At 38.2% G+C, this 23,412-nt stretch carries 16 protein-coding genes and 2 tRNA genes; 12 read left to right on the forward strand and 6 right to left on the reverse strand.

What is annotated here, in order from left to right:
• Positions 1–79: 79 nt before the first annotated feature.
• Entirely contained in the window at positions 80–2,017 is a 1,938-nt protein-coding gene (gene dnaG, locus JYB62_RS06595) for a DNA primase (RefSeq protein WP_205644622.1), read from the reverse strand.
• A 162-nt stretch (positions 2,018–2,179) separates the two neighbouring features.
• Between dnaG and JYB62_RS06600 the strand changes: the two genes are divergently transcribed.
• The 6 genes from JYB62_RS06600 to JYB62_RS06625 all read left to right on the forward strand — a co-directional run bounded on the left by JYB62_RS06600 (position 2,180) and on the right by JYB62_RS06625 (position 9,643).
• On the forward strand, positions 2,180–3,274 hold the full coding sequence (locus JYB62_RS06600; RefSeq protein WP_205644623.1) for an Mrp/NBP35 family ATP-binding protein: 1,095 nt from the start codon (positions 2,180–2,182) through the stop codon (positions 3,272–3,274).
• Positions 3,275–3,278: 4 nt separating this feature from the next.
• Entirely contained in the window at positions 3,279–3,527 is a 249-nt protein-coding gene (locus JYB62_RS06605; protein ID WP_205644624.1) for a NifU family protein, read from the forward strand.
• A gap of 13 nt (positions 3,528–3,540) precedes the next feature.
• Positions 3,541–6,621 carry a M43 family zinc metalloprotease gene (locus tag JYB62_RS06610; RefSeq protein WP_243431452.1) on the forward strand — a complete coding sequence of 1,027 codons (3,081 nt, stop codon included), beginning with the start codon at positions 3,541–3,543 and terminating at the stop codon, positions 6,619–6,621.
• Between the two features lie 125 nt (positions 6,622–6,746).
• Positions 6,747–7,508, forward strand: coding sequence for a PASTA domain-containing protein (locus JYB62_RS06615; protein ID WP_205644625.1), 762 nt, complete (start codon positions 6,747–6,749; stop codon positions 7,506–7,508).
• Between the two features lie 4 nt (positions 7,509–7,512).
• Complete coding sequence (locus JYB62_RS06620) at positions 7,513–9,342, forward strand: T9SS type A sorting domain-containing protein (protein ID WP_205644626.1); 1,830 nt, start codon at positions 7,513–7,515, stop codon at positions 9,340–9,342.
• Between the two features lie 4 nt (positions 9,343–9,346).
• On the forward strand, positions 9,347–9,643 hold the full coding sequence (locus tag JYB62_RS06625) for a rhodanese-like domain-containing protein (protein WP_074223643.1): 297 nt from the start codon (positions 9,347–9,349) through the stop codon (positions 9,641–9,643).
• Between the two features lie 26 nt (positions 9,644–9,669).
• On the opposite strand, the gene JYB62_RS06630 is transcribed toward JYB62_RS06625, so the two are convergent.
• Positions 9,670–10,779: a site-2 protease family protein gene (locus tag JYB62_RS06630; RefSeq protein ID WP_205644627.1), complete on the reverse strand. Its 1,110-nt coding sequence runs from the start codon at positions 10,777–10,779 to the stop codon at positions 9,670–9,672.
• Positions 10,772–11,401 (reverse strand): HAD family hydrolase, encoded by a 630-nt coding sequence (locus tag JYB62_RS06635; protein WP_205644628.1) that lies wholly within the window; start codon positions 11,399–11,401, stop codon positions 10,772–10,774. Before JYB62_RS06635 ends, JYB62_RS06630 begins: the two co-directional genes overlap by 8 nt.
• A gap of 173 nt (positions 11,402–11,574) precedes the next feature.
• On the opposite strand from JYB62_RS06635, the gene JYB62_RS06640 reads away from it, so the two are divergent.
• Positions 11,575–11,648: transfer RNA gene (locus tag JYB62_RS06640), tRNA-Ile, on the forward strand.
• Between the two features lie 1,602 nt (positions 11,649–13,250).
• Here the strand turns inward: JYB62_RS06640 and JYB62_RS06645 are convergent.
• From JYB62_RS06645 to JYB62_RS06655, 3 genes are all read right to left on the reverse strand, one after another.
• Complete coding sequence (locus JYB62_RS06645; RefSeq protein WP_317194636.1) at positions 13,251–15,584, reverse strand: TonB-dependent receptor domain-containing protein; 2,334 nt, start codon at positions 15,582–15,584, stop codon at positions 13,251–13,253.
• Positions 15,585–15,650: 66 nt separating this feature from the next.
• Positions 15,651–16,910, reverse strand: a complete 1,260-nt coding sequence (locus JYB62_RS06650) for a sensor histidine kinase (protein WP_205644629.1) — start codon at positions 16,908–16,910, stop codon at positions 15,651–15,653.
• The gene (locus JYB62_RS06655; RefSeq protein WP_205644630.1) at positions 16,900–17,583 is read right to left on the reverse strand and encodes a response regulator transcription factor; all 684 of its coding nucleotides are present in this window, start codon (positions 17,581–17,583) and stop codon (positions 16,900–16,902) included. The genes JYB62_RS06650 and JYB62_RS06655 overlap by 11 nt, the downstream gene beginning before the upstream one ends.
• A 274-nt stretch (positions 17,584–17,857) precedes the next feature.
• Here JYB62_RS06655 and JYB62_RS06660 point away from each other — a divergent pair.
• The 5 genes from JYB62_RS06660 (at position 17,858) to JYB62_RS06680 (ending at position 23,383) form a co-directional block, all read left to right on the forward strand.
• Positions 17,858–17,931 (forward strand) — tRNA-Pro (locus JYB62_RS06660).
• Positions 17,932–18,072: 141 nt separating this feature from the next.
• The gene (locus tag JYB62_RS06665) at positions 18,073–19,245 is read left to right on the forward strand and encodes a PQQ-dependent sugar dehydrogenase (RefSeq protein WP_205644631.1); all 1,173 of its coding nucleotides are present in this window, start codon (positions 18,073–18,075) and stop codon (positions 19,243–19,245) included.
• Positions 19,246–19,514: 269 nt separating this feature from the next.
• Positions 19,515–20,936 (forward strand): alanine/glycine:cation symporter family protein, encoded by a 1,422-nt coding sequence (locus JYB62_RS06670; RefSeq protein WP_205644632.1) that lies wholly within the window; start codon positions 19,515–19,517, stop codon positions 20,934–20,936.
• A 384-nt stretch (positions 20,937–21,320) separates the two neighbouring features.
• Complete coding sequence (locus JYB62_RS06675) at positions 21,321–21,815, forward strand: hypothetical protein (protein ID WP_205644633.1); 495 nt, start codon at positions 21,321–21,323, stop codon at positions 21,813–21,815.
• Positions 21,816–22,327: 512 nt separating this feature from the next.
• Complete coding sequence (locus JYB62_RS06680) at positions 22,328–23,383, forward strand: porin (protein WP_243431453.1); 1,056 nt, start codon at positions 22,328–22,330, stop codon at positions 23,381–23,383.
• The last annotated feature ends 29 nt before the right edge of the window (positions 23,384–23,412 follow it).

Genomic DNA, 23,412 nt, shown 5'->3' on the forward strand with positions numbered 1-23,412 from the left:
TTGGGTTTGAATTCATATCGGAACTGCAAATTTACACGCTTTCCTTACAAAACAGGTTGTGACCAAAGAAAGTTTGGTTCTACCCAATGACAATTCCGAGTTCTTTATCTATTTCTAATTGAACCTTCTTTAACTCAAAATAGATTTTTTGCAATTCATCTATTTTCACATCAGCTTCTTGGTCTGATTCTGCTGATTTTATCTTTTGCTTGGCTTCTTCCATCATTTTTTGAACCACTCTCCGCTTCAACCTTAAGATGGATTTAAAACCGGTCAAAGACAGATTATCTGATTCAGTATTTATAAAAATTTGATGTCGTTCATGCCAGTGGTTGGAAATCTCATGCCTCGGAGTAATCAGATCAATGATCTCCTGACGCATTTCCTCATCCTTTTGCCTGATAAAAAGGTCTACAGAAGGCACTTCTCCCCTTCTTAAAATTTGCCGATAGGTCAATAGTATCTTTTCATAAACAGGCGTTTCAAATTCCAGATCCTGCGTTTCGGCCAGTAAATAATCGCACAAATGAAGTTCTTCCTGATCTAGAGTTTCCCAGCCATAATTAATGAGTAGCCGAACCATTTCTCGTTCCTGGACTTTTAAAATATCAGAAAATTGAGTTTTCTCTTCTGTAGGAAGAAATTCTTCAAATCCAGTTTCAGGCACCTGCGGTTCCTGCTGCTGATTGTAATGATCCTTTTGTGTTTTTAGTAAGGACTTATTTAACTCTGTATGGATTACATCTTCTTCAACTTCCAATAAAGTTGCTGCCTCTTTGGCATAAACGGACCGAATTATCGGGTCAGGTATTTTGCCGATACTTTGGATCACTTCACGTATTACCTCTGCTTTCCGAATTGGATTTTTTACAAACTCATCTTTATACAAGCCTATTTTAAATCCGATAAAGTCCCGTGAATTTTGCTCCAAATAGTCTTGGAATGCTTGGCTTCCCACCTTTCTTGAATAGCTATCCGGATCTTCCCCATCTGGGAATACCACCGCTTTCACATTTAAGCCCCCTTCCAAAAGCAGATCTATTCCACGGAGAGAAGCTTTAATTCCAGCAGAGTCTCCATCATAGAGGACCGTCACTTGATCTGTAAAACGCTTGATGAGTTTTATTTGCCCCTCTGTTAATGAAGTACCAGAAGATGCCACTACATTCTCAATACCTGAAAGATGTAAAGAAACCACATCCGTATAGCCTTCTACCAAATAGCAGTTATCCTTTTCCCGAATGGCTTTCTTTGCCTGAAACATGCCATATAGCACATCACTCTTATGGTAGACTGCGGTCTCAGGTGAATTAATGTATTTGGGTTGGCTTTTATCCTTAGTTAGAATCCTAGCTCCAAAACCAATGGGTTTACCTCCGATATTGTGAATGGTAAATGTTACCCTTCCCCTAAATCGGTCATATACTCTACTGGCATCTCCCTCTTTTTGAAGGATCAGCCCGGCTTTCAATAATATCTCTTCTTGGAAGCCAGCAGATTTGGCAGCCTTCAACAGGTGATCCCACCCATCCAGTGCATAGCCTAAATCAAACTTCTCTATGATCACGGGGCTGAAGCCTCTTTCTTTGAAATAGCTTAGACCTATGGATTTACCCTCTGGGGTTTGGAGATTTTTTACAAAAAAATCTCTCGCAAACCCCAAAGCTATATACAGACTTTCGCGTTCGCTTTGAGCTTGATCTTGTTCAGGGGTTCGCTCCTTATCCTCCTCCACTTCAATGCCGTATTTACCTGCCAGGTGACGGATCGCCTCTGTAAACCCAACTCCTTCTATGTCCATCACAAACTGAATAGGATCTCCTGCTTTTCCGCAACCAAAGCATTTATAAATCTGCTTAGCGGGCGAAATAGAGAAAGAGGGACTCTTTTCATTGTGAAAAGGACAACAAGCCCACATATTCTGGCCTTTCTTTTTCAAAGGCACATAATCCCCTACCACCTCAACGATGTCTACTCTTTCTTTTACTTTTTCTGTGGTGAGTTTACTGATTCCCATGGGTACATTTATACGGCAAAGGTATCTTTCAATTTATTAAAAGGTGCGATAATGTCCGAACTATTTACCAAATACCTAAGTTAATCGAGCATGAAGTAACTCTTTTGACTTTTCTAAGCCAGAGAGAGTCCCTAAATTGCAAAAAAATTCAACAATCATCCGATGCATTTATCTGCGGAAGCGATCCGAAAAACACTTTCCAGAGTACAAGACCCTGATTTAAAAAAGGATCTAGTCACTTTGGGAATGATTCAAAAAATAAATATTGAAGGCAATAAAGTCAGTTTTAACGTGGTTTTGACCACGCCGGCTTGTCCTTTAAAAGAAGTAATCAAAAATAATTGTCTCGAGGAGTTAGAGGCAGACTTTGGGAAGGATATTGAGTGGGATATTTTCATGACCTCTCAGGTTACCACTGTGAGAGATGCGGCACCAGTCCTTCCGAAGGTTAAAAATATCATTGCCATTGCCTCGGGTAAAGGAGGTGTAGGAAAATCAACTACTTCTGTCAACCTCGCCGTAGCCTTGGCGGAGTCAGGTGCAAAGGTGGGACTTATTGATGCGGATATTTCTGGACCTTCTATTCCTACCATGTTCAATGTGGAGGGAGAGCAGCCATCAGTCAAAAAAGTAGGTGAGAAAAACATCATCATTCCTATTACACAATACGGAGTAAAGCTGATGTCCATTGGATTTTTGACTCCTTTGGAAAGTGCAGTTGTGTGGAGAGGCCCTATGGCAAGTTCCGCATTACGACAATTTATTTCAGATGTTGATTGGGGCGAATTGGACTATTTATTGATTGATTTACCTCCTGGCACTTCAGATATTCATTTGACAATGGTGCAAACAGTTCCTGTCACAGGGGCAGTTATTGTTACCACTCCACAAAAAGTTGCGCTAGCAGATGCAAGCAAAGGCTTATCCATGTTTAGACAGGCGCAAATTAATGTTCCCGTTTTAGGTGTTGTTGAAAATATGGCTTATTTTACGCCAGAAGAATTGCCCGATAATAAGTATTATTTGTTTGGTAAAGAAGGTGGCAAGAGATTAGCTGCTAAGTACGAAGTACCACTTCTTGGTCAAATCCCAATAGTACAGAGCATTAGAGAAAGCGGGGATACAGGATACCCAGCTGTGATGAAAGACGGATTGACAAAAGAAGCCTATATGGATCTTGCTGAAGAAGTAGCTCGACAAGTTGCCATTAGAAATGCCTCAAATGCTAAAACTGAGGTAGTAGAAATTAAAGGTTAAAAAAATGGAAGCAGAATTAAAAAATAAAATAGAGTTTGCCTTGGACACCATTCGACCCTATTTGGAGGCCGATGGCGGGAATGTGAGGATTGTAGAAGTAACAGATGACATGGTACTGAGAATTGAAATGATGGGATCTTGTGGTTCCTGTCCTATGTCCTCTATGACCTTGAAAGCTGGTGTTGAAGACGCAATCAAAAGAGCGATCCCTGAAATCACCAAGGTGGAAGCCATTAATCTGACTATCGCCTAATATTTTAATCTGGATGAAAAAAGGTTTTCGCTTTTATTCAAAAGCCACTTTGCTTCTTTTTGGAGCCATTTTTACGTTTTCAATTTCATTCGCCCAGCAATTCAACATAGTTGATGTAACGGGTCAGACAAGTAACAATACTAATCATGCGCATACTGGAAAGTGTGCGCATACTTTTTTAGAAGCCAAACAGGAAAAAGAACTTGGTTTTTTTGGAACCAAGCAATATTTTGAAAGTTGGGTCGATCAAAAAATTGAGGCAAGAAAAGCCAATCCTCAGATTTCTTCCAGAGCTAATTCAGAACTTCGATTGATTCCTGTGGTGGTTCATATAGTTCATAATGGACAAGCAGAAGGCGTAGGATCCAATGTACCTACCAGCCAGATTTTGGAGCAGATACGAATTTTAAATGAAGATTTCCGTCGGTTAAACGCAGATGCGGTCAATACTCCGGGTGAATTCTTACCTGTAGCAGCAGATGCTAACATTGAATTTGTGTTAGCAAAACAAGACCCCAATGGTTTACCCACTGATGGAATAATAAGAATTCAAGGTCCCAAAACAAATTATAATCCAGAGACTGACGCCACAATTATTGGACAATTGTCCCAATGGAATCCAGAAGAATATTTAAACCTTTGGGTAGTCCCCTTGATCAACCCCTATATTGGATACGCTTCCTTCCCTATTTCCGATTTACCAGGACTAAATTCACCTCCTAACTCTGCTTTAACTGATGGGGTGACTATTGATTATCGTTTTTTTGGAGTCGGCGGAAGTGCCATATCAGCTTCATTGGGCAGGACAGCTACCCATGAAGTGGGCCATTATTTGGGATTGAGACATATTTGGGGTGATGGCGGATGTGGAGTGGACGATTTCGTTGCAGACACCCCTGAGCAAGATTCTTCTAACAATAGCTGTAGTCCCAACTTCACTCGCACCAGCTGTGGATCTACAGATATGATTCAAAATTACATGGATTATACCCCTGATGCATGTATGAATTTATTTACACAAGGGCAAGTGGAGCGATTTAATGTGGTCTTGGAAAACAGTCCCAGAAGAGTGACCCTTGTCAACAATAGAGCAACCCAAGAGCCTGAATTACTCGATGTGGATCTTGCTATTTCAAAAATAATTTCCCCATCAGAATATATCTGTTCCACCACTGTCAGCCCTGCCATTGAAGTTTTAAATGCAGGAAACAACAGGCTTACCTCTGGTAGAATCGAGTTGAGAAGAAATGGAACGCTCCTAGAGAGCAAAAGAGTGACATTCGATTTAGAAACTGGAGAGTCTACTACCGTCAGCTTCAATGATTTCAATTTACAAACTTCTGGAACTACTGTTGAATTCAAAATCACAGAGGCAAATGATCAGCCTGACATGAATGAATCCAATAACATTAGAAGTTCAACGCCTTTAATCCAAGAGGAAATCACTTTGCCATATACGCTTGATCTAAACAATTTCCCTGGACAATTTACAGTAGAAAACCCTGATGAAAGCTTTACTTGGGAAAAAACGACGCGTTCGATTTCAGGTGTAAGTCAACCTCTAGTTACTATTTCTAATTACAATTATGAAGCGCCAGGAGAATTAGACTATTTCATTTCTCCATTGATTAATTTGGAAGAATATCCAAATGCCCAAATTGTATTTGAACTCGCATATGCAAATTATGATCAAGCTGGTTTCGAGGATCAATTGATTGTGGCGGTTTCCCAAGATTGTGGAAATAATTTTGATTTGGCTAACGCAACCTATCAGAAATTTGGTCAAAGTCTGGAAACTGTAGAGGCTACCTTAGATGAATTCTTTGTTTCAACCTCCTCCCAATTCAGAACTGAGATCGTCAATCTAAGTGAATATCGCGACCTGGGCACGATACGTTTCGCATTTATCAATCAAAATTCATACGGTAATAATCTATTCATCAGAAACATCCGTATTCTACCGACAGAGCAATTCAAGTATGAATTGTCCGTCAATGAAATGCTTACCCCATCTCCGATCGCAGACGGAGAACAGGATAATGAAATATATCTCCTACAAAACACTGGAAACCTACCTGTCTCCAAGTTTATATTTTCGAAGAGTACAAATGATGGAGTAACACAAACTTTCTTGGCAAGTGGTTCCACAGTTGAACCGGGCGAGAACTTTACTTTATCTTCTCCCAAATCTACGATTTCAGGCAAAAACAAAATTGAGATAGAAGTTAGGCAACCAAATTTTGATCAAAACGGAGACAATTCAGATGACTTAACCCGTTATATCATTGAAGATGATAATACCATTCTAACCCCTTGGAGACAAAATTTCAATAACTCATCCAGTATTACCCCGATTAATCAAACCATCAATCCTGAATCAGATCAGACTGCTTGGGAGATTATCCCTATCAATTCAGGAGAAGGGCCAAATAATGTCGCAAGGCTTCAAAATCAAGAAGATGGAAATACCTATTGGTTGGGAACCTCTATATTTGATTTAAGTAGTAGAAAACAAGCCAGTGTGTTCTTTGACTTAGCGGCAGGGGAAGTGAGTAATAATACCACCTTCAATGTATTGGTAAGTACAAACGGAGGCCAAGACTTTTCCATCGCCTACCAAATTTCCGGATCAGAAATTTCTACGGTATCTTCTGGAGAAGCAAATCCAAACTCCGTGAACGACTTTGCCAGAAAATATGTAAACCTGACCGAATATGCCGGACTGGCAGAGGGTAAAATAAGACTTGCCTTTGTGGTAGCAGGTGGATCTAGCGAAGACAGTCCTATTTACCTAGACAATATTGAATTATTCCAAAGTGCCAATCCAGACCCTGTCATTCCAGGGGAAGGAATGAGTATTCTTTACCCTAACCCTGCTCGAGATATTTTCAATATTGCGTTTAATTTAGCCCAGTTTGAAGATGTAAATATTCAAGTGATTTCTACCTCGGGTATGGTTGTTCAGGATTTAGATTATCCAGGCACCCTAAACCAAACGTATTCTTTTAGTACAGAATTATTTTCCAAGGGTGTATTCATAATCAAAATTACCAGCCCTACCATACAGGAAACCAGGCGTTTAATAATAAATTAACTTGTTTTCAGGCCGAAGTTCATTCTTCGGCTTATTTTTTGTCTGTGGTAAAGCTGGTTTTTGGGAATCCCTTCGTTGTAGGGTTTCAATTTCCCATGTATCTTTAGCTATCGTAAATTTCCAAAATGAGTTCATTTAACTATTCCATAAAGAAAGTGTTGATCAATCTATTTATTGTGATTGGGCTTTCTATATTACTAGGTTACTTATTCTTGAAGCTTTACCTCCCTATGTACACCAATCATGGAGAAACCGTTTCTGTTCCTGACTTGAGCGGATACACCTTTGAGGAAGGCAAAAGTATTTTAGAAGATGCAAGTTTAGAATATGAGGTATCTGTAGACTCTGCTTTTAGTACAGACGAAAAGCCTTTGGCGGTACTCAAGCAATTTCCAGAGGCAAATTCACAGGTTAAAACCGGTAGAAAAATCTATTTAACCCTGAACGCCAGAAATGCACCGATGCTTAAGATGCCTAACCTAGTCAATACTCCCCTAAAAAATGTTCAGGAAATATTAGCAAATATGGGGCTAAAAAGAGGTGACATAGTGTATGTACCAGATATTGGCATCAATGTGGTATTGGAGCAAAAATATAGAGGCGTGGATGTGCCTGAAGGATTCGAAATTCCAAAAGGAGCCAGAATTGATTTAGTTGTTGGTGACGGATTGGGAAATCAGATCTTAGAAGTTCCAAGTTTGACAGGAATGGATGAAATTGACGCAGAGTTTTTAATCTTAGGTTCCGGGTTGAGAGTGGGAAATAAAAATTTCGCCGCAAATGACACCGTACCTCCAGGAAAAATATTTATGCAAACCCCTCCTGCTGGTACTCAAGTAAAAACCGGAGAATTGATTGAGCTTTGGATCTCTAAAGAAAATTTTTAAATCAATGGGCAAAAGCCTATCCCTTATTTGTACATGTACCTTCCTCCTTTTTCTAGGCTTGGAATCAGAGTCTCATGCTCAAATAGTAGAGTTTGCCCCTATCCATCAAATTAAAATCCCTAAAAATACTGCTGAACGCGAACAGTTAAGAATACAAGACACACATACTATTCCTTTTTGGGATGACTTCTCTCAAGGTCTAGACACGTTGGTATGGAAGGTAAATGGAGCCTCATATACGGAAACCATTGGGATTGATGCGCCTTCTTTTGGACAAGTATTGTTTAATGGTGTGGACGCTAATGGTAAACCCTACTCCCTCTCCCAAAGAGATATTGGCATTACTGATATGTTGACCTCCAAGGTATTTAATTTATCTGCCCAAAATTCCAACTCTTTGTACTTGAGTTACTTTTGGCAAGCAGGGGGAAAAGCCGAATTTCCAGACGGCAATGATCAATTCTATTTACAGTTTCTGAATGCATCTGGAAATTGGGTCACTGTATGGAATCAATTTGGAGGAATAGAAGAAAATCAAACCAAATTCTCCCAAGAAATCATTCAGGTTGGACCTGACTATCAACATGAAGCATTCCAATTCCGATTTGTTGCAGATGGAAGACAAGTAGGCCCTTTTGATAGCTGGATTTTGGATTATGTGTATTTGAATGACGGCAGGTCAGCCACTGATTTGAATTACAAAGACAGAAGTCTAACACAAGTAAATCAGGTCCTAATAGGAGATTATGCTGCCTATCCCTTAGCATTAATTGAAGGTAATCAGGACGGGTTTTGGAGTAGAATTCAAAATCAGTTTTATAATTTAGAGAATAGGTTTAGGGCGATGGAATATACCATTCAGGTAAAGGATACTTTAACGAATAGCTTCTTGGCTATCAATCAAAATACCCCATTTGACCCAGTTCCTAATTCTAAAGAAAGAAGAAATTTTACAAGCAATGAGTTTGATGAAGTTCCTATCCCGATAGGTGAATCTGCCTTAGAATTTACAACTTCACTTACCACAGGAGATGATTTGTATTTTGAGGTGGACGGAAATGACACTACATTTTTTCAGACCATAGACTATCGGATAAATGACACGGTAAAGAGTTATCTCCCTATTCAAGACTATTTTTCTTATGATAGAGGTACCGCAGATTATGCTGCAGGCATCAATCAGAAGTCGGGCATGCTGGCGGTGAAATATGATACTCCGGAGGAGGCCTTTTTGAAAGGAATTTCCATCAATTTCACCAATCCCAATCAAGCAAACCAAGCCATTGATATTATTGTTTGGAAAGACTTAGATCAAGGCCCTATCTTCCGAAGAGAGGACTTGATATCTGTGAAAGAAGCCGAAGAGGAATTCTTATATTATTCTTTGGATACGAATATTCAAGTATCCGGAGAATTCTACATTGGATACGCGCAGTTTACCAACGATTTCATTCATGTAGGACTTGACAAATCCAATGACCAAGGTGACAAATTATATTATAACGTCTTAGGGGCTTGGGAAGAAAATACGGAAGTTCAAGGCGCCATGATGATTCGTCCACATATCAGTATAGATGCCCCATTTGAAGAAAGCTCTATTCCAGAAGCTAGATTGATAAAAGTCTTCCCAAATCCAGTGGAAACTATTCTGAATTTGGAGGGTAGTTATAGTGATTTAAGGATTTTTGATTCCTTTGGAAGGGAGATTTTTCTTCAAAGAGAACGTAGTCTAGAAGGGGAAATTATTAATTTTACAGGACAACATCCCGGAATCTATCTGGTCAATGTGGTTTCGGAAGATGGATATCAGTCAATAAGAATATTAGTTAAATAGAAATATGGAAGATATTACTGTAGAAGACCTTAAAGCTAGGTTAGACAAAAACGAAAAATTTGTATTCATAGACGTTCGCGAAGAGTGGGAATATGATGATGACAACCTCGGAGCCATGAATATTCCACTAGGAGACTTACCTCATAGATTGGATGAAATCGATCAGTACAAAGATCAAGAGATTGTGGTGCATTGCAGATCTGGCGCCAGAAGTGGCAATGCCAAAAAGTTTTTGGAATCCAAAGGTTTCACAAAGGTTCGAAACGTACTTGGTGGAATAATGGCCTACAACAACTTATAAAAAAAGCTCCCTTGGTGGAGCTTTTTTTATGAAAATATAAATGGTTTTGGAGAGAAACTGATGAGGAAAATAAGGATTGCAATCCAACCAATAATTTTTCTCGAGGTACTTATTTCTCTCAATCCAGAGACTTCTGGATGCTTTAGCCCCATAATTCGTCCCAGCAGGAATCCAAAAAACAACCAGCCTTGATATCCCTCCCATTCAGGTTTTACAAAAGCAATGGTATATTGAACAGCTGCTAAGCTTAACACAATCGTCAACTTATTTTGGACAGTTAGCCCTGACTTACTATAACAGATGTACAAGAATGCCAGGTATAGAGGAATTCGGAGCAACAAATCATTTCCAGGTAAATAAGGAGAAATAAATCCCAAACCGGCATATCCAATAAATCCCGTAAAGGCAATCAAAGAGACATATTGATGGTACTTTGGAAAAAGCCCAAAAATCACATGTCCACCATCTAACTGGCCTATTGGTAATAAGTTAAGCGAAGTAAAAAACAAGGCTAAATATCCTGCAAACAGAAAAGGATAATGAATTACTTCTGCCATCTCAGGGAGTCTTTCCGGATCTGCAAAAACTTTCCCCAGACCAGAAAAAAGCAGATTATTACCCAATTCAAAATCGATGGCATCTTCTCCATATCCCTGAAAGCTTTCATCAGCATACTCAGGATGAATTTCATAGATATAGTCTGCAGGAGGCAACGTAGAAAAGCCATAGATTAATACTCCCAAAGCCACTACAAATCCAGCCAGAGGTCCTGCTACACCAATATCAAAGAATTTTTTCCGACTGTTTACAAAGCCTTTCATCTTTATCACCGCCCCAAACGTCCCGATGGAGGGGATACCTATAAATCCAAGCCACACTGGAATAAAGAAAGGTAAACTGCACTTCACTTTGTGGTATAAGGAGGTAAAGAAGTGCCCTAACTCATGAATCAATAAAATTCCAATAAAAGGGATAGAAAATGCGGTAGCTTTCCAAAAATCTTCTAAGGAAAGGAAATGTTCTCCGGTCGCCAACACTGACTTACTCATCACCCATTCTCCCCCTGCGAGGGTAGTAGTAATTAAAGTGAGAATAAATAAAAGACTGTGAACTAGTAGTTCCTTTTTGCTATACATGCTTTAAGTATTCAAATATGATTTGAGGTCCAGTCACATGGACCGCTTGGATACCAATGGAGTTTGCACCTTTGACATTTGCTTCCAAATCATCAAAGAAAACCACTCGTTCAGGTTTGGTTCCTAATTGTTCCACCATGCTAAGATAAATTTCGGGAGAAGGTTTTGACATTCCCATTTCATGGCTATAGAACACATGCTGAAATAGCGGATCAAAATTATCCAACTGAAAATCTTTTTTCAGCATTTTGTAGACTGCTTCTATATGGATTTCATTGGTATTGCTTAAAATCCCTAATCTGTATTTGTCTTGTAAATTGGAGATCAAATCAATTCGTTCGGCAGGGATATTTTTGAGAAGAGAGTTCCAGATATCATCAACCTTTTCATCATTCCAGTCTTTTTCGAAGTAATCTCTCACCTCTTCTCTAAACTTTTCAGAATTTATTTCACCCTTTTCATATTTTTCATGAAACTCTGTCAAATAAAATTGATCTACCTTATCATGATGATAATCAGGCAATTCCTTTTTGATTAAATCCAAAGATTTTTGGTAGTCAATATCTACGATCACATTACCGAGATCAAAAATCAAAAAATCCGCATCAGGAACGTTTTTCATGCACTAATTAGGTTGTGAATTTGATTTCAAATATGTAACATTGCACTCCCAAAACCAAGGTTTAGGACAAATAGAACAAGCTATTGCCTACTTTGATTTTAAAGGGCCTATAGCTCATCCCGATAGCTATCGTGGAGGTTAGAGCTTTAGGTTAGTTAAAGTAATAATATTTTGGGCCTATAGCTCAGTTGGTTAGAGCACCTGACTCATAATCAGGTGGTCCCTGGTTCGAGCCCAGGTGGGCCCACTAAAACCCCGTTTACTGAAAGTATTCGGGGTTTTGTTTTTTTAAATTATTAAACTTCGAATAAAAACATTAATCCTTATCCCAACCCCATCTTGATTAATTAATAGGATTTATAACTGGCGGTCCCTGCCCACGATAGCTATCGGGGTGAGCCCAGGTGGGCCCACTGAAACCCCGTTTACTGAAAGTATTCGGGGTTTTGTTTTTTTTAAATTATTAAACTTCGAATAAAAACATTAATCCTTATCCCAACCCCATCTTGATTAATTAATGGGATTTATAACTGGCGGTCCCTGCCCACGATAGCTATCGGGGCGAGCCCAGGTGGGCCCACCGAAACCCCGTTTACTGAAAGTATTCGGGGTTTTGTTTTTTTAAATTATTAAACTTCGAATAAAAACATTAATCTTTATCCCAACCCCATATTGATTAATTAATAGGATTTATAACTGGCGGTCCCTGCCCACGATAGCTATCGGGGCGAGCCCAGGTGGGCCCACTAAAACCCCGTTTACTGAAAGTATTCGGGGTTTTGTTTTTTTAAATTATTAAACTTCGAATAAAAACATTAATCCTTACCCCAACCCCATCTTGATTAATTAATAGGATTTATAACTGGCGATCCCTGCCCACGATAGCTATCGGGGCGAGCCCAGGTGGGCCCACTGAAACCCCGTTTACTGAAAGTATTCGGGGTTTTGTTTTTTTTAAATTATTAAACTCCGAATAAAAACATTAATCCTTATCCCAACCCCATCTTGATTAATTAATAGGATTTATAACTGGCGGTCCCTGCCCACGATAGCTATCGGGGCGAGCCCAGGTGGGCCCACTGAAACCCCGTTTACTGAAAGTGTTCGGGGTTTTGTTTTTTTAAATTATTAAACTTCGAATAAAAACATTAATCTTTATCCCAACCCCATCTTGATTAATTAATAGGATTTATAACTGGCTGTCCCTGCCCACGATAGCTATCGGGGCGAGCCCAGGTGGGCCCACTAAAACCCCGTTTACTGAAAGTATTCGGGTTTTTTTTTTTAATTGTTTTAATAATTAAAGATTCGTTTCTCAAAATCAGGTTCCATTGAGATATACCTTCAGCAAGTTAGAAAGCCATTTGCGGAATGATAATCCAACTACCAACTTAAAAGATAATTTAATAAAAGTGATACTCTATTTTTGAGAAAATAACCTCACTGGGGTCAATTGATATTAGCCAAGTATTGAACCCTGAGAGACGAATGGAGAACATTTTGATCATCGACAAATGCTGAAATCAGAATTATTTGGGAGAATAAAACTAAGATTTTACAAGGATGTGAATGTTCGTCTGATGAATACGCATCAGTCCCTTGATTCCAAACTTTCAATAAAAGACAATCCAAAGTTCAACAAAGGAATGGTAGTCGTTTTCTTTTTTTTCTCAATACTTTCCAAAGAGTGTCATCCTTGAATAACTTCTTGAACTACTCGAAGCCTGGCTTCAAAATTTTATTTTCAGTTTTTTTCGCATAAAAGTTCCCCCAATAAGTATCTACCTTTTGGGGGCTAGTTCAATTCTCTGCCTTTTTCTTTCCTTCATAAAACCCAACAGTGTTACTTCTAAAAATTAAATCTTGCGGATAGTAAATAGATCTGCGTTTCCCTTTTGGAATAAAACTCCTGTGAAAAAGCATTCGTAAGTGTATTCCCAGCAAATCTTCTCGTATCAAATATATCACGCGCACTAAACGTCAAGCTTCCCTTTCCATCAAAAAATGATTTTTGTAAACTTCCATCGAAGTAGTATTGTGCCAAATCTCTTCCTTGTGCTTCAATTTCCGGAGATTCATAATTACCGACCAACTGAAAGTTAATTCCTAAAGGAAGTTTAAAGTCTTGAGTTAATTTAACATTCCATGAAAATCCTGAATTTGTAAATTCCTCTCCGATATTGGATCCGTCTACAGCAATTTGAAAAAGTGTCAAGCCTCCATTAATAGAATACCAATCAGTAATCTCATTAGTGGTAATCAACTCTACACCATAAGATTGGGAGGAAAGTAAATTGTCAGGCTGGGAGTAAGATATTCCATCTTCAATGATGGTGATGAAATCTATTTGGCCATTTACCTTACGATAAAACAGGTTTGTTGTAAAGCTAGATTTATCAAAATTAGCCAGATGCCCTAACTCGAAGGAATTAATCATTTCAGGATCCAATTCAGGATTACCCCTTCTTACATTCAAACTATCCGTGATATCTGGAAAAGGGTTCAATCTCCAAGCTCTTGGCCTATCAATTCTTCTACTATAGGTAATTTTCAAGGCATGTTGATCATTCAAGTTATAAAGCGCCTGCACACTTGGAAAAAGGTTGAAATAAGACTGCTTATTGGTCTCGTTTGTATTCTCAAGATAAGTATCCACTTGGGTATATTCTCCTCTTAAACCTACTGCATATTCAAACTTCGGTTTGGTTCTGGAATAGACCATATAACCCGCATGAATTTGATCTTTGTAAACAAAGCGGTTACTAATAGCAGGGTCTAAAACAAAATCTTGGCTTGCCTCTTGGAATCTCAGGTATTGATAATCATTATCAAATTTACGTAGGGTGGATTTCAAACCAGTTTCAAATTTCCCGGTTTCAAATGGCCTGATATAATCTGCTTGAAATACTGATATGTTTCTAACCTCATCAGTAAATGCACGTTCCTGCCCAGTTAAATTCCCAGGATCAGGATTCAAACTATTATTAAAGATCTCAATGTTTTGTGTTTTGTACTGATTTCGATACGAATGACTAGCAGATGCACGCAGCAAATGTCCTTTTTCTTTAAATGAGTGTTCAAAAATCAAGGCATTATCCAAACCGTCATCCGTTTCATTTTCTGAGTTTCGTCTGACATAATTGAACTCCTTACCTCCCCTCACTTGCTCTGCAAACAAGGTGTTTGTTTGCCAATTTTCACTGGACTGATAAACTCCTTCGTAACTCAAAACATTGTTACCAAAGTAGTAATCAGCTCCATAGTTCAAATTATGCCCGATATCCTGTTCTGAATTATCTGTATTCTGAACAAGGGATTCATCATCTTCAAAAAGAAAGCGAGTGGATTCACGCGTCCCTATACTTTTCCAATTCCGGTAATTATAACCGGCGTAAGTATTCAACCTAAGGCTCCTGTGGCTAATTCTAGCTCCTAGGTTTGTCCTATTTCTAGTTCCGTACGTAGCTTCTACACCTCCATGAGTTCCCAACTCAATTCCTTTTTTCAAAACAATATCAATTACCCCTGCTTCTGCTTCCGCATCATATCGAGCGTTCGGGTTATTGATTATTTTGATTTCCTCTACCGCACTTGCAGGTAATTGATCTAAATTTTGGGTAAGAGAAGAGTTTCTTCCATTGATCAGGATATTGGTCCCTGAACTTCCACGTAAGGAAATAGCCCCATCTTCACTTACAGAAATAGAAGGAGTATTTCTTAGCACATCCAATAAAGTACCTCCAGTATTAGCCAGGTTGTTATCAGGAGTGATTGTCAACCCTTCCATGGTGGTCCGAACAGGCATTTTTGACGTTTCTACTACTACTTCCTCCAAATTTTGGTTTTCACTTTTCAGCTCAAGAATTCCTAAATCTTCAGCTCCAGAGACTTTCACATTTGGGATATTCAAATCTGAATAACCTAAAAAGAATGCCTTTAAAGCATATTCGCCAGGATCTACTTGAAGTGAAAACCTTCCACTATCGTCAGTATCTCCAAAGGATTCGGGAGACGTAGAATCTTGAGAACCAAAAAGAGCTACCTGAACAAAAGGCAAAGGCTTTTTGGATTCAGAATCTACCAATACCCCTGTTACCCTTGAATCTTGTCCAAAGGAACCATGTACTATAAATGCAAAGCACAGGATAAAAAACAGGAAAAAATAGGAATTTACTCTCATCATTAAATCAGTTGGTTTTTAAGTTTGATAGAAATTTACCAACTGATTCTGAATCAAATTTGAAGTTGATTAGCGAAAGCTGATTTTTGTACTGTGCACATTCCCTTCAGATGAATATTGAAAATTCAAGCCATAAGACTTACAAATTTGAGAGACTATTGCCAACCCCAAACCAATAGAATCCGACTTGTCACTCTCCTTTTCAAACCGTTTCAAAAGAACTTCAGGGGCTTTCTTCAAAGGAGAACCAGAATTTTCAACCCATAAATAATCTGAATTGAGTTGAATTTTAATCCAGCCTTTTGCTTGATTGTGCTTTACAGCATTGCTAATCAGGTTTTGAATCATTACATCAGCGGTAAATGGATGTATCACTACAGTAACATCAGGATCAATTGATTGTTCGAGTTGCAATCCATTTCCTTCAATCAGCTCTTCAGTTAGTTCTATATTTTTTAGCAGTACCTCTGAAAAATTGATTGCTTGGGGAGACTCAAATTCATTGTTTTCCAGTTTTGCCAACAGGCTCAAAGATTTGACAATCCGCTGAATTCGCTCATTGTTCTGGTAGGCGGAATGAATCAATTCCGACTGTTTTTCGGTAATTCCCTCATTCATTAAATGTTCGAGCTTTCCTCGGATTATAGTGGTAGGGGTTTGTATTTCATGGGAAATATTTTCTGAGTATTCCTTAATTTGTCTATAGTCCTTCAACAACTTATTGGACATGCGCATCAAAAATTCATTAAGCTGATCAAATTCCTTAATGTTACTTTTCTCAAATACAAAGGGCTCGTTCGTTGCAAAATTGAAGTTTTGGATTTTCTTCAAGGACTTTTGAAACGGGAGTAAAATCCGGTTGGAAATCCCCCTTAAAAAGAATACAATGAATGCTAGCTGCAATAGAAACACTACTCCCATAGTAAATACCACGGTTTCAGTAATATCATCTGTTTCTACTACAATGTTGAAATAGGAAATCCTGTAATGCTCTCCTCCGATTTTATAGGATTTACTGGCCTTCAGCTGCTTTACTTTTCTATCACTGGATTCGTGATAGGCAAGTGTATCCCTCAAATACAGTTCTTCAACAGTTCTCTCAAATGGGATCATTTCAATCTCTAGTTGGTCCGTGATCAGACTTTTATAAGGGTTCCCTCTTCTAATCTGATCCGCTACTGAATCTACCTGTCGGTCTAATTCTCTCCCTGTTTCAAAATCAATCTCTGACTCGATTTTGAGGTAAATGAATAATCCACTGATTAGCAACCCTGCTAAGGTTAAGATCAGGTATAAAAAAGTAATAATGTTAATGAGCCTATATTGCATTTTCGTCAAATTTATACCCAATACCATAGACGGTTTTGAGGTAATCCTTCCCCCCTGCTTCTGTGAGTTTTTTCCTTATGTTTTTGATGTGTTGGTAAACAAAATCGAAGTTTGCCAAATTATCCGTGTAGTCTCCCCATAAATGTTGGGCGATGGCTTGTTTTCCTAGAACTCGATTTTTGTTGGTGATCAAGAAGATCAACAGATCAAATTCCTTCCTGGTCAAATCAAGTAATTTCTTGTTAACGTAGGCTTCCGATGTGCCATGATGGATTGAAATTTCATTAATTTCCAAAACATCGATCCCGTCCAGTTTTGCCCTTCTATAAATGGCCTTCAGGCGAGCTAATAATTCAGACAAGTGAAAAGGCTTCGCCAAATAGTCGTCTGCCCCTAGATCCAACCCAGTGATTTTGTCATCTAAAGAACCTTTCGCGGAAATGATCAAAACATTGGGAGCTTGCTTCGTTGATTTGATCAGTTTGAGTAATTGGAGTCCATCTCCATCGGGAAGCATGAGGTCCAGAAGAACACAATCATAACTGTAAGAAAGCAGTTTATCTTCTGCATCAAATAAGGTACTTGCGGTTTCACATAGAATTCCTTCGTGCTCTAAATACCTCACCACATTTTCGGCAAGTTCTGCATTGTCCTCCACCAATAAAATTTTCATAGTTAGAAAATTAATGAATTTGAATTCATTAGAATAAATCAAATTCTTGAAACACTCTGAAGCAATTCTGAAGTTACACTTTAAATAAATGAAATACGGACCCACCCAAACTATTCATATCCAACCACTTACTCTAAATTCACTTTTTTAAGCTAAAATTATCCTCCATTTTTTTTCGATTTATTTGTTCTAGAAAATTGAAAAAAGGAATAATTCACTACATTTGCATCCGGTTCTGGGGAAAGAGTTTCAAAATTCTTTTTCCGAATGGAATCGGGGTGTAGCGTAGCCCGGTATCGCGCCTCGTTTGGGACGAGGAGGTCGTAGGTTCGAATCCTGCCACCCCGACTTAAGAAGCCAACATAGAAATGTGTTGGCTTTTTTTGTGCCTTATACTGAACCGTTCATTTTTTTAAAATTTGGTCGCTTAACCTATTTCATCTAACTTAAAAAGAGAAACTTAACAGTATCCTTTAGTCTATTTTCCTCATGAAAAAATTTATCCAAACTTTTCTCCTATTGACCTTATTTTTCCATGAGGCTTGTTCGCAAAGCACCTCCTCCAATCCCTCTACTCCAACTGGGAGTTTGGCAGTAGTAGAGGCTTTTCCGGGTCTTTCTTTCACTAGACCAGTGGATTTTCAAAATGCAGGAGACAATACCAATCGTGTTTTCGTAGTAGAGCAACGAGGAGTGATTTCTGTCTTCCAAAATGAATCAAATGCCACGTCCAAATCAACCTTTCTCGACATTGAAGCTCAGGTGGATGATTCTGGAAACGAGGAAGGCCTATTGGGCTTGACATTCCACCCCAATTATTCCAGTAATGGCTACTTTTATGTGAATTATACTGCATCCAACCCTAATAGAACAGTAATTTCCCGATTCTCTGTTTCAGCAGCAAGCCCAAATCAGGCAGACCCAAGTAGCGAATTGGTGCTTTTGGAATTTGGACAACCCTATTCCAATCACAATGGAGGTCAAATCTCTTTTGGCCCTGATGGCTTTTTGTATATAGCTGTAGGCGATGGAGGAAGTGGTGGTGATCCAAAAGGAAACGGACAAAATCGAAACACTTTACTTGGGACTATTTTAAGGATCGATGTAGATCAAACGAATGGAGCTAACAACTATGCTATTCCTGCTGACAACCCTTTTATCAATAACAACCAGGGATTCAGAGAAGAAATCTATGCCTATGGTCTACGTAACCCCTGGCGATTTAGCTTTGATTCAGAAAATGGTGACCTATGGGTAGGAGATGTTGGACAAAATAGGTACGAAGAAATTGACCTCATCAAAAAAGGAGGAAATTATGGATGGAATACCATGGAAGGGTTTCATTGCTTTAACTCCTCTAATTGCAATCAAGCAGGCTTGGAATTACCTGTTTGGGAATATGACCGTTCCAAAGGTGACATTTCAGTAACGGGTGGCTATGTTTATAGAGGCCCAAGCATCCAAGAATTACAGGGTTTATATATCTATGCGGATTATGTCTCAGGTAGAATCTGGAGTTTGGATATCAGCAATCCATCGAGCCCCGTCAATACAGAACTTTTTGATACGGATTTTGCTATTTCATCTTTTGGAGTGGACCAAAACCAAGAATTGTATATCTGTGGATTTGATGATAAGATCTACAAATTCAGCATAGAGTAAGAGGGCTTTTAGCTTCTAAAACCAATCAACGAAGCAATAGATTAACCCAAGATATTTTTCCCTATAGGGAGGAATGACTGATCTATTTTTGAGGGGGCAAGGGGCTACCAATCTATATTGCCTGAATTTTCAATTTCAGAGACTTAAATAATTTTAAGCCCTTTTAAAACGATTCTTCTCAATTAATAAGGTATTTTTTGCTTTCTTCGGGTTTAAAATAAACCCAAGCAATCGAGAACTTTATAGATTTAGAAGTATACAAATAAAAAATGAAAGAAATTGTAGAAGCAATTAATGCTGTAGTATGGAGTGATGCCTTAATTTTATTATGCCTTGGGGCAGGGATCTATTTTTCATTTGTGACCAAATTCCTTCAAGTCACTTATTTCAAGGAGATGATACAACTCCTTTTCAAAGGTGAATCCTCTGAAAAAGGAGTTTCTTCTTTTCAGGCATTTGCTATCGCGATATCAGGAAGAGTGGGAACTGGAAATATTGCTGGTGTAGCGACCGCCATCGCCATGGGTGGGCCTGGAGCAATTTTCTGGATGTGGGTTATTGCTTTTCTTGGAGCCGCTTCCGCATTTGTGGAATCCACTCTTGGACAGATTTATAAGGAAGTTGATAAAGGAGAATATAGAGGTGGCCCTGCTTATTATATTGAAAAGGGATTAGGGTTAAAGTGGTACGCTATGGTATTTGCATTTGCAACCATCCTTGCTACTGCCCTATTTATGCCTGGAGTACAAAGTAATAGCATTGCCTTAAGTGTAGAAAATGCATTTGACATTCCTGTTCTATATACTGGTATCATCATCACTGCTTTCTTGGCCTTAATTATCCTAGGAGGAGTCAAAAGAATTAGTAAAGTAGCAGAAGTGGTTATTCCATTTATGGCCGCAGCCTATATCCTGATGGCTATAGTAATCATCTTGATGAATATCACTGAAGTACCTTCCATTTTTGCCTTGATCATTAAATCCGCTTTGAACTTGGAAGCTGCCTTTTCTGGAGTTTTCGGAATGGCCATTGCCTGGGGAGTGAAAAGAGGAATTTATTCCAATGAAGCTGGCCAAGGTACTGCACCGCATGCTGCCGCAGCTGCAGAAGTTTCACATCCGGTAAAGCAAGGTTTGGTTCAATCTTTTTCAGTTTATGTAGACACCATCTTCGTTTGTACTGCTACTGCATTGATGATTCTATTTACAGGCCAATACAATGTATTGAATCCTGAAGGAGGTTTCATTGTAGAAAATCTTCCTGGGGTTTCCTTTGGACCTGAATACACTCAGTTTGCGGTGGGAACTCACTTCCCTGCTTTAGGTAAAGGTTTCGTGGCTGTTTCCCTACTGTTCTTTGCCTTTACTACCATTATGGCTTATTACTACATCGCAGAAACCAACCTAAGCTATTTGATCAGAAAGTCTAATAACAAGTGGGCAATCTGGGTACTTCGAGTAGCAATTTTAGTGGCCACTTTCTATGGCTCTATCAAAACTGCTGCTTTGGCTTGGACCATGGGTGACATTGGTGTTGGCATGATGGCTTGGCTCAATGTGATTGCCATTCTATTACTTAGAAAACCTGCTATGAAAGCATTTAAAGACTACAAAAAGCAGAAAAAAGAAGGGAAAGATCCAGTCTTTATTGCCAAGGACGCAGGTATTGATAATGCTGATTTCTGGAAATAGGATTTGTTGAATAAATAAGAATTCAAAGAAAACAAAGATCAAAAAATAGTCCTTCATGAGAATGGGCTATTCAAGGGCCGACAAGTTTATTGTCGGTCTTTTTTTGTTTGATTTAGGAAACAAAAAATTTCAAAAAAAATCCGACCTGTTTTTAGAAAATGATCCAAAAAAAGGACTTAACTTAAATAATAAAAAGCTGAAAAGTCGGAGATGAAATGGAAGTAAATTATTAGAAAACCATAAACTTAGCTTCCAGTAAAAAATGGCAATTGGAACAAAGGAAAGTGATTTAGAAAATCAAGTGATATTGAAAATATAGCTGTCTTTTAAGATCTAAAAAAAATAGTTTAAAAGTCATTTACAGAATTTTCCAAGCAAGAAGTCATGAAGTTACTCATTATTTTAATACTGATTTGTTGTTCAATTCATATGACTCATGCTCAGAATAATGTCTACTTGAAAAACAATGTCAATGGGCACCAAAAAAAACTAAAGCCTAGGACCATATTAACTTTTAAAACTTCAGACTCCACCTCATTCACAGGAAGAATCCTTTCTGCATCCGACAGTTCATTTGAACTATTAACTTTAAAAGAGAGAAAAAATTCAGACACAGTCCAAATCCAAATTAAATCAGTAAAAGAAGTGACAAATAAATTTATGAATAAACCTGCAACTGGAGCAGGGATAATTGGTTTCATTGGTTTCATTGGATTAATAACTTCTCCACTGCTTTTGATTACAGATACAAAAGAAGATGCTCAAGGATTACTTGAAGTCAGTGGGGTATTTCTCGGAATAAGTGGGGTTCTATATAGTCCTCATTTAATTAAAAGAAAATATGATACTTCAAATAAATGGTCTATTGTCACTAAATAGATAATTGTAAAGAAAGAGAAATTCGAATCAAGGTCATCACCCACTGCATTAATGTAAATCTTTCCCCTATTTTAAAATGTAATTCGGTGTCACCAATAAATCACACTATTCCTTACATTAAGAACAACCATGAAAAAAGGCGGCGCTAATCTCTGGAGTTTCAGTTTTCATAGGTCAACATTTTACCCGACGATCAAAAGCATTTTCTTTCATTATCTTGAGTACAGTAAACTTTACAACCTCTTTTGAGGCCTATGAAACCATAAGTGATCAAGAAAAAGCTTTAAAAAACTATAAAAACCTCTTATGCTAAATCTAAGAAATGAGCACCCAAAAATGAAAATTAAAAGCGTTAGCCAAGGCAAATAATTAATAAGGAATGATCATACTTGATCCTTTATTTTGGCTTCCTTTATCAACTTCAGTTTTCTACTCTTGATGAGACAAAAAAAGAACAAAAGAAGATGAAGCAGTATTATTTTATTATTACTCTCATTCTAGTCAGTTTCAACTTGTCCGCGCAAGTTGATAGTTCTTGGAATCAAAAACCTCAGATCAACATTTTGGGCTTTGCTGATGTATTTTATGTATACGACTTTAATCGACCATCCAGCACCGAAAGACAGCCTTTTTTGTTCAATCACAATCGACACAACGAGTTTAACTTGAATTTAGGATTGGTAAAATTTAGCGTAGAGCACATGAAGTATCGTGCTAATTTCGCATTGCAAAGTGGAACCTATGCCAATGATAATTATGCGGCAGAACCAGGGGTTCTAAAGAATATTTTTGAAGCCAATATTGGCATTTCCCTTAACAAGGAAAATAATTTATGGTTGGATGTAGGTGTGCTACCTTCTCATATTGGATTTGAGAGCGCAATTTCAATGGATAACTTGACTTTAACTCGTTCCCTTTTGGCTGAAAATTCGCCCTATTTTTTAACTGGGGCGAAACTAACTTTCAACCCCAACAATAAATGGGAAATAGCAGGTTTAGTTGTAAACGGTTGGCAGCGAATTCAGCGGTTGGAAGGAAATTCATTACCAAGTTTTGGGTCCCAGGTTACATATAGCCCATCAGAAAAGATATCCTTAAACTGGAGTACTTTTTTAGGAACAGATGATTCGGATAGTACAAGGAGAATGCGGTACTTTAATGACTTTTATGGGCTTTTCCAATTGACAGAAAAGATTAACCTGATTACAGCTTTTGATTTAGGTTTCCAGCAAAACGAAAAAGAAAGTTCAGATTATAATCTCTGGTTTAGTCCAATCATCATCGGTCAGTATGTAATCAACAAAACCTGGAGAGCGGCCATACGAGCAGAATACTACCAAGACAAATCAGGAGTCATCATTCCAACCAATACGATCAATGGTTTTCTAACCAAAGGAATTTCATTAAACTTAGACTACTCCCCTGTTCAAAATATTACATGCAGATTAGAAGGTCGTATGTTGCGAAGTAAAGACAAGATATTTGAAACTAATACTGCTTTTTCTGATACGAACTTTTTTGTCGCGACCTCAATAGCATTTAGATTATCCGATACATTTTATAAATAACATTGGCTGGAATCATATGATTCTTGAGC

Origin of the sequence: Algoriphagus lutimaris (assembly GCF_017051705.1) — a bacterium.
Taxonomy (GTDB): domain Bacteria; phylum Bacteroidota; class Bacteroidia; order Cytophagales; family Cyclobacteriaceae; genus Algoriphagus; species Algoriphagus lutimaris.

Excerpts from the sequence above, each read along its gene's own strand:
- JYB62_RS06675 (WP_205644633.1), top strand. The coding sequence starts at position 21,321 with ATGAAGTTACTCATTATTTTAATACTGATTTGTTGTTCAATTCATATG.
- JYB62_RS06625 (WP_074223643.1), top strand. The coding sequence starts at position 9,347 with ATGGAAGATATTACTGTAGAAGACCTTAAAGCTAGGTTAGACAAAAAC.
- JYB62_RS06630 (WP_205644627.1), bottom strand. The coding sequence starts at position 10,779 with ATGTATAGCAAAAAGGAACTACTAGTTCACAGTCTTTTATTTATTCTC.
- JYB62_RS06650 (WP_205644629.1), bottom strand. The coding sequence starts at position 16,910 with ATGCAATATAGGCTCATTAACATTATTACTTTTTTATACCTGATCTTA.
- JYB62_RS06665 (WP_205644631.1), top strand. The coding sequence starts at position 18,073 with ATGAAAAAATTTATCCAAACTTTTCTCCTATTGACCTTATTTTTCCAT.
- JYB62_RS06645 (WP_317194636.1), bottom strand. The coding sequence starts at position 15,584 with ATGATGAGAGTAAATTCCTATTTTTTCCTGTTTTTTATCCTGTGCTTT.
- JYB62_RS06620 (WP_205644626.1), top strand. The coding sequence starts at position 7,513 with ATGGGCAAAAGCCTATCCCTTATTTGTACATGTACCTTCCTCCTTTTT.
- JYB62_RS06635 (WP_205644628.1), bottom strand. The coding sequence starts at position 11,401 with ATGAAAAACGTTCCTGATGCGGATTTTTTGATTTTTGATCTCGGTAAT.
- JYB62_RS06670 (WP_205644632.1), top strand. The coding sequence starts at position 19,515 with ATGAAAGAAATTGTAGAAGCAATTAATGCTGTAGTATGGAGTGATGCC.
- JYB62_RS06600 (WP_205644623.1), top strand. The coding sequence starts at position 2,180 with ATGCATTTATCTGCGGAAGCGATCCGAAAAACACTTTCCAGAGTACAA.
- JYB62_RS06615 (WP_205644625.1), top strand. The coding sequence starts at position 6,747 with ATGAGTTCATTTAACTATTCCATAAAGAAAGTGTTGATCAATCTATTT.
- JYB62_RS06610 (WP_243431452.1), top strand. The coding sequence starts at position 3,541 with ATGAAAAAAGGTTTTCGCTTTTATTCAAAAGCCACTTTGCTTCTTTTT.
- JYB62_RS06605 (WP_205644624.1), top strand. The coding sequence starts at position 3,279 with ATGGAAGCAGAATTAAAAAATAAAATAGAGTTTGCCTTGGACACCATT.
- JYB62_RS06655 (WP_205644630.1), bottom strand. The coding sequence starts at position 17,583 with ATGAAAATTTTATTGGTGGAGGACAATGCAGAACTTGCCGAAAATGTG.
- dnaG (WP_205644622.1), bottom strand. The coding sequence starts at position 2,017 with ATGGGAATCAGTAAACTCACCACAGAAAAAGTAAAAGAAAGAGTAGAC.